The following is a 13364-nucleotide window of genomic DNA, read 5'->3' as shown; positions in this document are numbered from 1 at the left end:
AGGCGATGACACCCTGGATCACCCCTGTCACGCGGCCGACCGCGTGGGGAAACGCGCGCGCCCGCTCCCTCACGGGCCTGGGCCTGATCATGCTCGGCGTCGCCGCGACGGTTTTCACCAGCACCTACAGCATGTTCTTCCTCCTGATCGGGCCTTCGCTTCACCTGCTCGGCTGGCTGGTGATGCCGGGGGCGCTCTGGCGCCGCCTGGTCGTGGTGCTGCCGTGCCTTCTGGCCGGCCTCACCCTGCTCGGCGGGCCCGATTTCGCCGGCGCCTTCGCCGTGCTCCTGGCAGGCTGGCTGCTCGTGCGACACCGGCCGCTGCCGAGCTACCTGGTGCTGCTGTTGCCGATCGGCGTGAGCTTCCTCATCAAGGCGTTCCTGCACGGTTACGCGCAGAACTGGGTCGGCGACCTGTTCGGCACGGCCACCGTGATCGCATCGGCGTGGCTGGCCTGGTGGATCGCCGACCGGCTGGACGTCGAGGCCGGTCAGGTCGCAGAAACAACTCGGCGGATACCCAGCAGATCTGAATAGACTTTCCCCAGTCACCAGCGCCGTTCGGCGCTGGCCGCAACCTCAGTCGATTGTGAGTTACGAAAACCATGGCATCCTCCAACCCCGCATTCTCCCGAAACGCCGCCTTCGGCGCTCCTGGCGCCGTTGCAGCGGGCAAGGTGCTCTCCGACAGTGACCTCCAGGGCATGTTCAACGCCCCATCCGCCGGGTCGCAGGACACCGACCGGATGAGCTACGAAGACACCATCGCCAAGACGGTCCTCAGCTTCGCGCTGCTGCTCACTGCGGCCGCCGCCTCCTGGCTGTTGACGCCGACGATGCCGTTCCTGCCGTTCCTCGGCATGATCGTCGGCCTCGTGCTCGGCCTGGTGAACACCTTCAGGAAGCAGCCGTCACCGGCCCTGATCCTCACCTACGCGGCAGCCGAGGGGCTCTTCGTCGGCGGGATCTCGCAGATCTTCGAGCTGATCTATCCCGGCGTCGTCGTGCAGGCCGTGCTTGCCACGCTCGTCGTCGTCGGCGTGACGCTCGCGCTGTTCGCCAACGGCAAGGTGCGCGCCTCGAAGAAGGCCACCAAGGTCTTCCTGGTCGCGATGGTCGGCTACATGGTGTTCTCCCTGGTCAACTTCGGCCTGGTCGCGTTCGGCGCGATCGACAGCCCTTTCGGCCTCAGCGGCAGCGTCGAGATCTTCGGCATCAAGCTCGGCCTCGTCATCGGCGTCCTCGCCGTGCTGATGGCCGCGTACTCGCTGGTGCTCGACTTCGACTTCATCCAGCGCGGCGTCAACAACCGGGCGCCCCGCAAGTTCGGCTGGTCGGGTGCCTTCGGCATCATGGTCACCGTCGTCTGGCTCTACGTCGAGCTGCTGCGCCTGTTCGCCATCGCCCGCAACTAGCGGACACGAATGCGGAAGGGCCGCCCCTCAGGGGCGGCCCTTTCCGCATTCCCGGGTCAGGTCCTGTCAGTTCCCACCCTGGCCGTACCGCCGGTTCCCGACGCCGATGATCGCCTCGGTGGGGATATTGTGCGTGACCCGCCATTTGTCGAATTGGTTCGTGGTCCGGAGCGGAGCGAGGCCGTCGCTGGGATACCCGGCCTGATTCAGATCGGCGGCGACGCGACGCCCGAGAATATTGACCCGGTGAACGGCCACGACCAGGGCGATCAACGCGGGGGCCACCACCACCAGGGCGACGATCAGGAGCGAGTTGACGCTCGACCCGGCCAGCGCGGGAATGGCGATCGCCATCAGCAACAGCGCCACGGGTAGGGCGATCGCGGATCGCACAAGGAAGAGCCAGACCGGGTAGTACAGCCGGCAGAACCCTTCGCCGATTCGCGGTCCCCAGGTCGCGGACATCCGTCGTGCGCCGGTCGATTCCGGCATTTCGGTCGTCACCAATGCACCCTGCCTTCGGTCGTGGAAATCGGTCCTGGGCGCCCGTGTCGAGCGCGGTCACGGCCGCCCAGCCTCATCCCAGATTATCTCCTTGGTTGGGGCGGGAAGGCCGGGCGCGCTCACCCCGTCAGAGCGCCGGCGCCCCGACCGTGTCGTACAGGGCGTAGTCGTCGGTGACGAGCGTTCCGTTGCTGAACAGGTTGAGCCCGAAGCTGATCGCCGTGGCGCCCGCCGGCAGCACCGGGGTCGTGAGACTGGCCTGGGTGTACGCGGCGGCCGCGGCCAGCCAGGGGCCGGAGGTCCAGTAGACCCAGGTGCCCGCGGCGTTGCGGTAGTACGCCGTGAACTGGGTCACGGCCGTCGAGGTGTACCAGGCCCGCATCGAGTAGGTGTGGCCGGCGATTGCGGGCGGCGCGCACCCGCCGCTGTCCAGGGTCTGCAGCAGCTTCGCATCGCCGCTCGCGTAGGCCGAGACGACCAGCCTCTCGGCCTTCGTCCCGGTGTGCGCGGTGGCTACCGTGCTGAAGGCGGCGGTGTTCGTGCCGTAGCCCGCCGGCTGCCAGCACTGCGGTGCCGTGCCGGTGCCGGCGGTCTCGAGGCCGGCGTTCTGCACGAGGTTGGTTCCGGCGGCCGGGGGCGGCGGCGGCGTCACTGTGGCCGCGTCGAACATCTCATAATCGTCAGCGGTGAGGGTGCCGTTGCTGACCAGGTTCAGTCCGAAGCTGATCGCGCTGGCTCCGTCGGGCAACGCCGGGGTGGTCCAGGATGCCTTCTGGTAGGTCGTGGAGCCGGCGAAGAACGGGCTGGCGGTCCAGTAGGTCCACGAGCCCAGTCCGGTGCGGTAGTAGACCTCGATCTGGGTCGGGACGGTGGACTTGTACCAGGCGCCGAGCGCGTAAGCGTGGCCGGGCGTGGCGGGCGGTGAGCATCCGCCCAGGTCGAGCGCCGGCAACCATTTGGCGTCGCCGTTGACGTAGCCGGTCACCCGCAGCTGAGTCGCCCGGGTGCCGGTGTGGCCGGGCGTCACGGTGCTGAAGGTCGGCGTGTTGGTGCCGTACGATCCCTTCTGCCAGCACTGGGGCACCCCGGCGGTCAGCGTTTCCACGCTCGGGTTGGTGATCAGGTTGCTGCCGGCGGGCTTGGGCGCGACGACCGGTCCCGAGACGGCCGGCTTGACCGTGCCGCCGATGACCTGGTCGACGGTCTTGACCGTCGTCGTGGCCGGGCGCGCCTTGAGCCAGGCGGCGAATTGGCTGAACAGCGTCGGCGAGACGGTGAGCGGGTCCGCGCCGGCAGGCCCGATGTGGTGGAAAGTGAGGACGATCCAGCCGCCGGCTGTTTCGGCCTGGGTCACGGTCTTCTGCAGGTCGGCAAGGGTCCAGGTGTTGTCGACCTCGTCCGGCGCCTTGAGCTCGAACGGGTCTGCGGGCGGAATCGCCTCACTCAGGGCGCAGCCGGCGCAGCCGAAGCGGGTCTGGATGTCGCCGAGCCCCCTGGCGCTGTTGTAGCCGCAGTTGCTGACGATGGTCTTGGTCGCCGGGAGCAACGAGGCGAACGGGTAGGCGAAGTTCGTGACTCGGAATCCCCAGTTGGTCAGGTTGACCCTGTCGTTGCAGATCTGCCGGGTGGCCTCGTCGGTCGGCAGCGTCGCGAGGTCGGGGTGGGTGACCGTGTGCCCGGCGATCTCGTTGCCGTCGGCGACCAGCCCCTGCAGGTTCGCGACGGTCAGGTAGCCGGGCTGGTTGACGTAGCCGGAGGGAGTGTAGAACGTGCCGTGCAGGCCGTTGGCCTTCATGGTCGCGGCGGCGGTCAGCTGGTCGGCGTTGGCGTCGTCGAAGGTCAGCGTCACCACGGCGGGAACGGCCGCCCGCGCCGGGGCCGCGGCAATGCCGTCGGCGACGCCGGCGAGGGCCACCACAACGGCCATCGTGGTGATCCACGCCAGCCACCTCCCGGAGTTCGACCGGCGGGACGATGCCGGCTGCGGGGCAACGCGGCCGGAATTCAGCTGGGTTTCCATCACAAATGACCCCGTTCTGGGCTGCCGTCTGCGGGACGCTTCGGGTCGCGTTCCGCAGAGAACCGACAGGAACTCAAGAAATCATTAACCACCTCGGTAGCGCCCCCTGTCAAGACGCGAACACAGAGCCATTCCCGCGGACTTACCTTTCGACTCGCGGCGGCCGGCGCCGGGAGTCGCGAGATCTCCGGCGGGGCGGATGCCGCCCTCCGTGCCCGCCGGGGTCGACCAGCCCGGGCATCGGGGGCAGACTCCACCATGAGAGCACCAGGACAGCAGCGAACGAGGAGGCACCTCCGTGTCGAAGGAACAGGATTTCGTCATCGTCGGCGCATCGCTGGCCGGGGCATCGGCCGCCAGGGCGCTCCGCGAAGAGGGCTTCACCGGCAGCATCCGGCTGCTCGGGGCCGAAGCCCACCATCCGTACATCCGTCCCCCGTTGTCCAAGGAGTTCCTCGCCGGCAAGGCCGAGCGCGGCACGGTCTTCGTCGAAGCGGACGACTGGTACGCCGCCAACCAGGTCGAATTCCGGCCGTCCACCCGAGTGGTCGGGTTCGACCCCAGGGAGCACAGCCTCACCCTCGACGGCGGCCAGACGCTCCCCTGGGACCGGCTGCTGCTGGCCACCGGCTCGTCCCCGCGCCGGCTCTCGATTGCCGGTGCCGACCTCGCCGGGGTGCATTACCTCCGCACCCTCGACGACTCGGAGACCCTCCGCGGGCTGCTGGCCGGCGGAGGCAAGCGGCTCGTCCTGATCGGCTCAGGCTGGATCGGCATGGAGGTCGCCGCGACCGCGCGCACGCTCGGCAACGACGTCGTCATCCTCGAGCGCGACCCGATCCCGCTCGCGAACGCGCTCGGCGACGAGCTCGGGCAGATGTTCGCCGACCTTCACCGCGAGCACGGCGTCACCCTGCGCACCTCCGTCGTCGTCGACAGCATCGCCGGTGCCGACGGCCGGCTGACCGGCGTGGTCCTGCAGGGTGGCGAGGTGGTGCCGGCGGACCTGGTCCTGGTCGGCGTCGGCGCCGTCCCGAACGTGGGCCTTGCCGAGGACGCCGGGCTGCAGGTCGACAACGGGATCGTGGTGAACGAGAGCCTGCAGACGAGCCACCCTGACATCTACGCGGCCGGTGACGTCGCCAACGCCTACCACCCGATCGCAAGGATGCGGCTGCGCAGCGAACACTGGGCGAACGCCCTGCACGGCGGGCCGGCGGCGGCGCGCGCCATGCTCGGGCAGTCCGTGTCGTTCGACGCGATCCCGTACTTCTACACCGACCAGTTCGACCTTGGGATGGAGTACTCGGGATTCGGGCCGCTGACCCGCGGGGCGGACCTGGTCTTCCGCGGCGACCGCGGCAGCCGCGAGTTCATCGCGTTCTGGCTGGCCGGAGGCACGGTGGTCGCCGGGATGAACGTGAACGTGTGGGACGTGAATGAGGCCGTGCAGGCCCTCATCCGCCGCGGCGCCCCGGTCGAACCGAGCCGCCTGGCCGACGGATCGGTTCCCCTCGAGGCCGTCTAGCGTCTAGCCCCGGCCCGCTCGTTCCCGAGCGGAGGGCCCTACTCCCACTCGATGGTCCCCGGCGGCTTCGACGTGACGTCGAGCACGACCCGGTTGACACCGTCGACCTCGTTGGTGATCCGGTTGGAGATCTTCGCGAGCAGGTCGTAGGGCAGGCGGGTCCAGTCGGCGGTCATCGCATCCTCGGACGACACCGGGCGCAGCACGATCGGGTGGCCGTAGGTGCGGCCGTCGCCCTGCACGCCCACCGAGCGCACGTCGGCGAGCAGCACGACCGGGCACTGCCAGATCTCGCGGTCGAGGCCGGCGGCCGTCAGTTCGGCGCGCACGATCGCGTCCGCGTGGCGGAGCAGGTCGAGCCGGTCCTGGGTGATCGAGCCGACGATGCGGATGCCGAGGCCGGGTCCGGGGAACGGCTGGCGTTGCACGATCTCGGCCGGCAGCCCCAGCTCGGCGCCGATCGCGCGCACCTCGTCCTTGAACAGGGTGCGGAGCGGTTCGATCAGTTCGAACTGGAGGTCGTCGGGCAGGCCGCCCACGTTGTGGTGGCTCTTGATGTTGGCGGTGCCGCTGCCGCCGCCAGACTCGACGACGTCGGGGTAGAGGGTTCCCTGCACGAGGAAGCGGATGGGGTCGCCGTCGATTGCGGCGGCCTCCTTGATCAGCTCGGCCTGGGCCTGCTCGAAGGTGCGGATGAACTCGCGGCCGATGATCTTGCGCTTGGTCTCCGGGTCGCTCACGCCCTCGAGGGCGGTGAGGAACTGCTCTCGCACGTCCACGGTCACCAGGCGCACGCCGGTGGCTTTCACATAGTCTTCTTCGACCTGGCGGCGCTCGTCCTGGCGGAGCAGGCCGTGGTCGACGAACACGCAGACGAGCTGGTCGCCGATGGCCTTGTGCACGAGGGCCGCGGCCACGGCCGAGTCCACTCCGCCGGAGAGCCCGCAGATGACCTTGCCAGTGCCGACCTGGGCGCGGATGCGGGCCACCTGCTCGGCGATGACGTTGCCGCTGTTCCAGTCGGCGGGGATTCCGGCGGCGCGGTGCAGGAAGTTCTCGAGCACGTTCTGGCCGAACTCGGAGTGCTTGACCTCGGGGTGCCACTGCACTCCGTACAGCCGGCGTTCGTCGTTCGCGAACGCGGCAACCGGGGTCGACACGGTGGAGGCGAGCACGCTGAACCCCGCGGGGGCCTCGGCCACCGAGTCGCCGTGGCTCATCCACACGGTCTGCGCAGCCGGCTGGCCGGCAAGGAGCACGTTGGCGCCGTCTGAGACGGCGACCGGGGTGGAGCCGTATTCGCGGGCGCCGGTGTGGGCGACGGTGCCGCCGAGGGCGGTTGCCATCACCTGGAAGCCGTAGCAGATGCCCAGCACGGGGATACCGAGGTCGAAGATGGCGGGGTCGAAGCTGGGGGCACCGTCGGCGTAGACGCTGGACGGTCCGCCGCTGAGCACGATGCCGAGCGGGTTCTTCGCCCGGACCTCGGCCGCGGTGATCGTGTGCGCGACGATCTCGGAGTAGACGGATGCCTCGCGCACGCGCCGGGCGATCAGCTGCGCGTACTGCGCGCCGAAGTCGACCACGAGCACAGGGCGGGCGCCGGTCTGGGCGGCGACGGCGCTCATGAACGAGCCTCCGCGGTCGCGGCCGACAGGTCGGCGCCACGGGCGGCCAGGAACGCCTTCACCTCGCGCGCGATGCGCACCTCGAGGAAGAACGACAGGGTGGGGATGATGCCACCGAGCGCGATCAGCAGGAAGCGCGGGAACGACCAGCGCATCAGGCTCCACAGCCGGAAGTCGGCGAACAGGTACAGCACGTAGAACCAGCCGTGCACGATCAGGATCGCGGTGCTCAGGTTGAACGCGGTCACCGTCTCCCGCGGCACCAGGGCGAGGAGCCCGTTCGGTCCGCCTAGTTCGAGCTCGTACTGGAAGACGAATTTCAGGATGACTTCGACACAGAGCAGCAGGAGGAAGACACCGGTGATGATCGACGAGACCTGGTAGAGCCGGAGCGCACCGGGGATGCTGGGGATGTCGGCGGGCTTGGGTTCAAGTGGCATGCGCCAATTCTATCGGGCCTCCGCGGCGTCGATGGCGGCCTGCTCCTCCTCACGCTCCCAGGCGTCTCGCACGAGGCGGTACCAGAGGAACACGGCGAAGCCGGCGAAGACCGCCCATTCGAGGGCGTAGAAGATGTTGAGCCAGTTCAGCGATGCGTCGGATCCCGGCTCAGGCGAGTCGATCACGAGCAGGCCGGTCGGGCTGGTGGAGTCCACGATGTAGCCCGCGTAGACGGACTGGTCGGTGAAGCCGGTCCACAGGTTGATCAGCGCAGCGGTCGACACCGTCGTCTGGGTGTGCGGGTCCCGCCCGTCGGCCGGGACGGCCGGGGCCTCGGAGGGGACGAAACGGCCGGTGAGGGTGAGCGACTGCCCGGCGGGAAGGCCGGCCAGCGACTCGATCACCTTGTCGGCCGCGGCCCGGTCCGCGGTCCAGCCGCGGGCGACCGGGATGTTCGCGGCATCCGTCGTGACGAACCGGCTGACCACCCAGAACCCGCTGGCGCCCGCGTTGAGCCGGTCGCTGATCAGCTGTTCGTCACCCGGCACGAAGGAACCGTCCACCGTCACCATCTGCCCGGTCGCCGCCTCGCGGGGCGGCCCGTCAGCATCCACGGTCTGGTCGAGCGGGCGCACGGTCTCCGTGCTGCGCTCGACGACCTGGCCGGAGGCGACGGCGCGTTCCAGCTGCCACCGGCCGAGGAGGGCGAAGGCCGCCGCCACCGCGAGGGCGAGCAGCAGGGCGAGGATCCAGCGCGGCCGGAGCATCATTCTGATCACGAGTAGTCTCCTGTGCCGGTGTCCCTGGGCGGTTTCGCTGCGGGGCCGGCCTCGGTGGTGAAGCGCTCGGCCACGAAGTCGGCCATCGAGTCGCCGCCGCCGGATGCCTTCTCCGCGCCGGCGCGTTCGGTCATCCGTTTCACGGCGTGCTCGGTGTCCGCGTCGGTGGGCTTGCCACTGTCTCGCGTGACCGCCTCGACCAGGGCGATCTCCTCGTCGAGCATCGGGTTGCGCGGGGGCCGGGCGGCCGGCTTGGCCCGGCGCAGGCGACGGCCGACGGCCGCGCCGATCTTCTCCGAGTTCGCGGTGAACAGCGGGCCGAGGATCGCCATGGTGAGCACGTAGAGACCGGCGAACGGCTGCAGCCGCTGGTCGAGGCCCGCGCTCACCGACAGCGTCGCCAGGATCAGGGTGAACTCGCCGCGGTTGACGAAGATCGCGGCGGTGTTCAGGCCTTCCCTGGGGCCCATCCCATGCAGCCTGGCCATCAACATGCCGGAGACCACGCTGAGCACGAATGTCATCGCCACGGCCAGCAGCACGATCGTGATGACCGAGCCGAACTCGGCGACGTTGAGTGCGAGGCCGAAGTTGAGGAAGAAGAAGGCGCCGAAGACGTCGCGGAGGGGCACGGCGACGCGCTCGATCCGGCCGCGGTAGGTGCTGGCGCCGAGCACGACCCCGATCAGGAACGCGCCGATCGCATCCGTCACCCCGATGATCTCGCCCACCCCGGCGAACAGCACGGCCAGGCCGAAGAAGAGGATGGTGAAGAGTTCGTCGTCCTTGGTGCGCATCAGGCGGGAGACGACCCGGCCACCCCAGCGGGCGACGGAGAACATGACCACGAGGAATAGGAACGCGATGCTCAGCTGCAGCACGATCGGCCAGATCTCGGTCTTGCCGCTGAGCACGACGGAGACGATCGCGAGGTAAACCGCGATGAAGATGTCGCCGACGACGGTCACGCCGAGGATCATCGGGGTTTCCTTGTTGGCCAGGCGGCGCAGTTCGATCAGGAGTTTGGTGATGATCGCGCTCGAGGAGGTGCCGGTCATCCCGGCGATCACGAGGGCCTCCCTGGTTCCCCAGCCGACCATCAGGCCGAACGCGAAGCCGAGACCCATGTTGATCAGCACGTAGGAACCGCCGGAGATGAGCAGTTTCCCGGCGTCGCCGAAGAACGCCTCCTGGTCGAATTCGAGGCCGAGGCTGAACAGGAGCAGGATCAGCCCGAAGATGGCGATCAGCTCGATGTCCGCTGAGTGGAAGTTCAGCGGGAACCAGCCGCTGTTCGGGCTGGCGAGCAGGCCGACGATCATGTAGATCGGGATCGACGGGAGCCCGATCAGCTTTCCGGCGCGCCCCAGGATGTAGGCGACGACGAGCAGGATGCCAAGAGTGATGAGGTCTTCGCCGAGGTTCATCGGCTAGCCCCCGGGCGGTGCGTCGACGGTCTTGGCCTTCACTTCGCCGGTGCGGAAGAACGCGAATGCCTTCGCGACCTTCTCGGGAGAGCCGGCGACGACGAGCGTGTCCCCTGGGAAGACCCGGAAGTCGTGGGCGGGCGCCGGGTTGGCGGACTCCCCGCGCACGACGGCGACGACCGTGAGGCCGGCGATGCCGCGATCGGCCGGGTTGCCGAGGGTCTGGCCGGCGATGTGGTCCTCGTAGTCGACCGTGAACCAGTCGATGCTGAGGCCGGGGATCTGGTCGAGTGCGGTGAGCGACTCGGTGATCTGGGTGCCGCCGAGGAGTTCGGCGAGGGTGTGCGCCTCGTCCTCGTTGAGCCGCAGGGACACCTTGGCCGCGTCGGGCCCGCCCTCGTCGTCGGCGAAGGTGATCAGGTCGCTGTGGCCTGAACGGTGGGCGATGACGCCGACCTTGCCACCGTCATCCGTGATGAAGGTGTGCAGCACACCGACTCCTGGGAGCTTGACCCGACGAACGTCAACCATGGTGAGGACTCCTGAGGCTTGTGGGCTGTCCGCCCAGTGTACCGGAGCCGAATTGTGCGCCCACCGGATGCCGCCCTCCGCGCCCGGCTCGCGCCCCCGCCCGGCAACTGTTGCCGGGGCGGACGAGTGTTGCCCGCACACCGGCGACAGTTGTCCGCTCCGGCATCACTTCTCTGCCGGCCGGCCGCCTCCCGCTACTTGGTCGCGACGATGTCCGGCGCCTCGAGCCGGGCGCGGTCGGCGGACTCGTCGTCGGGCTCGAGCTGCGACGCACGCTCGGCGGCGACCCGCTTGAGGTAGTACGCCACCTCGCGTTCCTCCCGGTCGGTGTCCCAGCCGAGCACCTCGGCCATCAGCCGGGCTGCGACCGGCGCCGCCGAGACGCCGCGGTCCCAGGCCTCGATCGAGATCCGGGTGCGCCGGGCGAGCACATCCTCGAGGTGCAGCGCGCCCATGTGGCTGGCGGCATAGACGACCTCGGCCTTGATGTAGTCGTCGGCCCCGGGCAGCGGATCGGCGAGTTCCGGTGTCGCCTTGATCAGGTCGAGCAGTTCGTCGGTGAGGGTGCCGTACCGGTTGAGCAGGTGCTCGATCCGCACCGTGTGCAGCCCGAACGCCTTGGCGATCCGGCCGCGCTTGTTCCACGCGGCCCGGTACCCTTCCGCGCCGAGCAGCGGGATCTCGTCGGTGGTCGAAGCCGGGATCCGGCCGTCGAGGGCATCGACGGCCGCATCGATCGCATCCTTCGCCATCACGCGGTAGGTGGTCCACTTGCCGCCCGCGATCACGACCAGGCCGGGCACGGAGTGGCCGACGAGGTGCTCTCGCGAGAGCTTCGAGGTACTCTCGGATTCCCCGGCCAGGAGAGGGCGGAGGCCGGCGTAGACGCCCTCGACGTCTTCCCGGGTGAGCGGCACCCGCACGACGGCGTTGACGTGTTCGAGCAGGTAGTCGATGTCGGCGGCCGTGGCCGCCGGGTGCGCCTTGTCCAGGTGCCAGTCGGTGTCGGTGGTGCCGATCAGCCAGTGCCGGCCCCACGGGATGACGAAGAGCACGCTCTTCTCGGTGCGCAGCAGCAGCCCCATCGCCGACTGGAACCGGTCCCGCGGCACGACGAGGTGGATCCCCTTCGACGCGCGCACCTTGAACGTGCCGCGTTCGCCGACCATGCGCTGGGTGTCGTCCGTCCACACCCCGGTCGCGTTGACGACCTGCTTGGCGCGCACCTCGAAGCGTTCGCCGGTCTGCAGGTCGTGCGCGTGCACTCCGACCACCCGTTCGCCGACCTTGATGAAGCCTTCGACCCGCACCCGGCTGGCCGCGTGGGCGCCGTAGAACGAGGCAGTGCGCACGAGCGACGCCACGTAGAGGGCGTCGTCGACCTGGGCGTCGTAGTAGGTGATGCCACCCACGATGGCATCGGTGTTGAGGCTGGGCAGCAGCCCCTTGACCTGGCGCTTCGACAGGTGACGGTGGTGCGGCACGCCGGGCGGGCGCCCGCCGGTGTAGGAGAAAATGTCGTAGAGCAGCATGCCGGCGCCCACGTAGAATCGCTCGGTGATGCGCTTCTTGAGCGGGTAGAGGAACCGCACCGGCTTCACCAGGTGCGGCGCGATGCGCTGCAGCAGGAGCCCTCGCTCGGTGAGGGCCTCGCGCACCAGCCGGAAGTCGAGCTGTTCCAGGTAACGGATGCCGCCATGCACGAGTTTGGACGACCGGCTCGAGGTTCCGGAGGCCCAGTCCCGCGCCTCGAGGATGCCGACGCTCAGCCCGCGAGTGACCGCGTCCAGGGCGCAGCCCGCGCCGACGATTCCCCCGCCGACCACCAGGATGTCGAGCTCCTTGCCCTTCAGCCGCGCGAGCGCGGCCGCGCGTTCGTCAGGACCCAGTTTCGTGGACCGTGACACCGAGTTACCTGTGGCCATGTGCTCACTCCCATCCTGATGGTGTGGTGCTTACCTTGACGCTAGTTCGTTCGGTACGGCGCGACAACCACTTCGACGCGCTGGAATTCCTTGAGGTCCGAATACCCGGTGGTCGCCATCGAACGGCGCAGGGCTCCGACGAGGTTGGCCGTGCCGTCGGCGATCGGGGTCGGACCGTAGAGGATGGTCTCCAGCGGGGCCAGGGCACCCACCTCGACCCGCTTGCCGCGGGGCAGCTTCGAGTGGTGAACCTCGGGGCCCCAGTGGAAGCCGCCGCCGGGGGCATCCGTCGCCCGGGCCAGCGCTGTGCCGAGCATGACCGCGTCGGCGCCGCAGGCGATGGCCTTGACGATGTCGCCGGAGGTGTTCAGGCCGCCGTCGGCGATGACGTGCACGTAGCGGCCGCCGGACTCGTCCATGTAGTCGCGGCGGGCGCCGGCGACGTCGGCCACGGCGGTGGCCATGGGCGCGTGGATTCCGAGCGAGGCCCGGGTCGTGGAGGCGGCGCCGCCGCCGAAGCCGACGAGCACGCCTGCCGCGCCGGTGCGCATCAGGTGGAGGGCCGCGGTGTACGTGGCCGCGCCGCCGACGATGACGGGCACGTCGAGCTCGTAGATGAACTTCTTGAGGTTGAGCGGCTCCTGGTTCTGGGAGACGTGCTCGGCGGACACCGTGGTGCCGCGAATGACGAACAGGTCGACGCCGGCGGCGACGACGGTTTCATAGAGCTCCTGGGTGCGCTGCGGAGACAGGGCACCGGCCACGGTGACGCCGGCCGCGCGGATCTGGGCGAGGCGCTCGGTGACGAGGGCGGGCTTGATCGGCTCGGCGTACATCTCCTGCATCCGTGCGGTCGCCCGGTCGGCAGGCAGGTCGCGGATCTCCGCGAGAAGCGGTTCGGGGTCGTCGTAGCGGGTCCACAGACCCTCGAGGTCGAGCACGCCGACTCCGCCGAGCTGGCCCATCATGATGGCCGTCGTCGGCGACACCACGGAGTCCATCGGCGCAGCGAGGAACGGGATGGAGAACTGGTACGCGTCGATCGTCCAGTTGATCGAGACATCCTCCGGGTCGCGAGTGCGCCGGCTGGGCACAATCGCGATGTCGTCGAAGGCATATACGCGGCGAGCGCGCTTGGAGCGGCCGATCTCGATTTCCATGGTCCCA

At 69.2% G+C, this 13364-nt stretch carries 12 protein-coding genes; 3 read left to right on the top strand and 9 right to left on the bottom strand.

Annotated features, from left to right (window positions below; genetic code table 11):
• The first annotated feature begins 5 nt into the window (after positions 1-5).
• Positions 6-536 (top strand): hypothetical protein, encoded by a 531-nt coding sequence (locus tag IWX89_RS02530; protein WP_196901979.1) that lies wholly within the window; start codon positions 6-8, stop codon positions 534-536.
• Between the two features lie 68 nt (positions 537-604).
• Complete coding sequence (locus IWX89_RS02525; protein ID WP_196901978.1) at positions 605-1414, top strand: Bax inhibitor-1/YccA family protein; 810 nt, start codon at positions 605-607, stop codon at positions 1412-1414.
• 66 nt (positions 1415-1480) lie between these two features.
• On the opposite strand, the gene IWX89_RS02520 is transcribed toward IWX89_RS02525, so the two are convergent.
• Both IWX89_RS02520 and IWX89_RS02515 read right to left on the bottom strand, forming a co-directional pair.
• Positions 1481-1918: a hypothetical protein gene (locus IWX89_RS02520; RefSeq protein ID WP_196901977.1), complete on the bottom strand. Its 438-nt coding sequence runs from the start codon at positions 1916-1918 to the stop codon at positions 1481-1483.
• A gap of 127 nt (positions 1919-2045) precedes the next feature.
• Positions 2046-3845 carry a polysaccharide deacetylase family protein gene (locus IWX89_RS02515; RefSeq protein ID WP_231382756.1) on the bottom strand — a complete coding sequence of 600 codons (1800 nt, stop codon included), beginning with the start codon at positions 3843-3845 and terminating at the stop codon, positions 2046-2048.
• Between the two features lie 391 nt (positions 3846-4236).
• On the opposite strand from IWX89_RS02515, the gene IWX89_RS02510 reads away from it, so the two are divergent.
• On the top strand, positions 4237-5466 hold the full coding sequence (locus tag IWX89_RS02510; RefSeq protein WP_196901976.1) for an NAD(P)/FAD-dependent oxidoreductase: 1230 nt from the start codon (positions 4237-4239) through the stop codon (positions 5464-5466).
• Between the two features lie 38 nt (positions 5467-5504).
• On the opposite strand, the gene guaA is transcribed toward IWX89_RS02510, so the two are convergent.
• From guaA to IWX89_RS02475, 7 genes are all read right to left on the bottom strand, one after another.
• Positions 5505-7094: a glutamine-hydrolyzing GMP synthase gene (gene guaA, locus IWX89_RS02505; protein WP_196901975.1), complete on the bottom strand. Its 1590-nt coding sequence runs from the start codon at positions 7092-7094 to the stop codon at positions 5505-5507.
• Positions 7091-7534, bottom strand: coding sequence for a DUF3817 domain-containing protein (locus tag IWX89_RS02500; RefSeq protein WP_196901974.1), 444 nt, complete (start codon positions 7532-7534; stop codon positions 7091-7093). Before IWX89_RS02500 ends, guaA begins: the two co-directional genes overlap by 4 nt.
• Before the next feature lie 9 nt (positions 7535-7543).
• Positions 7544-8305, bottom strand: coding sequence for an SURF1 family protein (locus tag IWX89_RS02495; RefSeq protein ID WP_231382834.1), 762 nt, complete (start codon positions 8303-8305; stop codon positions 7544-7546).
• A gap of 5 nt (positions 8306-8310) precedes the next feature.
• Positions 8311-9741, bottom strand: coding sequence for a cation:proton antiporter (locus tag IWX89_RS02490; RefSeq protein WP_196901972.1), 1431 nt, complete (start codon positions 9739-9741; stop codon positions 8311-8313).
• A 3-nt stretch (positions 9742-9744) separates the two neighbouring features.
• On the bottom strand, positions 9745-10272 hold the full coding sequence (locus IWX89_RS02485) for a cation:proton antiporter regulatory subunit (RefSeq protein WP_134505768.1): 528 nt from the start codon (positions 10270-10272) through the stop codon (positions 9745-9747).
• A gap of 194 nt (positions 10273-10466) precedes the next feature.
• Positions 10467-12197: a glycerol-3-phosphate dehydrogenase/oxidase gene (locus tag IWX89_RS02480; RefSeq protein ID WP_196901971.1), complete on the bottom strand. Its 1731-nt coding sequence runs from the start codon at positions 12195-12197 to the stop codon at positions 10467-10469.
• A gap of 41 nt (positions 12198-12238) precedes the next feature.
• Positions 12239-13357, bottom strand: coding sequence for a GuaB3 family IMP dehydrogenase-related protein (locus IWX89_RS02475; RefSeq protein ID WP_134508146.1), 1119 nt, complete (start codon positions 13355-13357; stop codon positions 12239-12241).
• Between the last annotated feature and the right edge of the window lie 7 nt (positions 13358-13364).

This window comes from Cryobacterium sp. MP_M3 (genome assembly GCF_015752155.1).
Lineage (GTDB): Bacteria > Actinomycetota > Actinomycetes > Actinomycetales > Microbacteriaceae > Cryobacterium.
Note: the sequence above shows the minus strand (reverse complement) of the source record. Positions and strands in the feature narration are given on the sequence as shown.

Bases quoted from the DNA above. Each gene is read 5' to 3' on its own strand.
- IWX89_RS02530 (WP_196901979.1), top strand. From the start codon at position 6: ATGACACCCTGGATCACCCCTGTCACGCGGCCGACCGCGTGGGGAAAC.
- IWX89_RS02525 (WP_196901978.1), top strand. From the start codon at position 605: ATGGCATCCTCCAACCCCGCATTCTCCCGAAACGCCGCCTTCGGCGCT.
- IWX89_RS02515 (WP_231382756.1), bottom strand. From the start codon at position 3,845: ATGGCCGTTGTGGTGGCCCTCGCCGGCGTCGCCGACGGCATTGCCGCG.
- guaA (WP_196901975.1), bottom strand. From the start codon at position 7,094: ATGAGCGCCGTCGCCGCCCAGACCGGCGCCCGCCCTGTGCTCGTGGTC.
- IWX89_RS02500 (WP_196901974.1), bottom strand. From the start codon at position 7,534: ATGCCACTTGAACCCAAGCCCGCCGACATCCCCAGCATCCCCGGTGCG.
- IWX89_RS02495 (WP_231382834.1), bottom strand. From the start codon at position 8,305: ATGATGCTCCGGCCGCGCTGGATCCTCGCCCTGCTGCTCGCCCTCGCG.
- IWX89_RS02490 (WP_196901972.1), bottom strand. From the start codon at position 9,741: ATGAACCTCGGCGAAGACCTCATCACTCTTGGCATCCTGCTCGTCGTC.
- IWX89_RS02485 (WP_134505768.1), bottom strand. From the start codon at position 10,272: ATGGTTGACGTTCGTCGGGTCAAGCTCCCAGGAGTCGGTGTGCTGCAC.
- IWX89_RS02480 (WP_196901971.1), bottom strand. From the start codon at position 12,197: ATGGCCACAGGTAACTCGGTGTCACGGTCCACGAAACTGGGTCCTGAC.
- IWX89_RS02475 (WP_134508146.1), bottom strand. From the start codon at position 13,357: ATGGAAATCGAGATCGGCCGCTCCAAGCGCGCTCGCCGCGTATATGCC.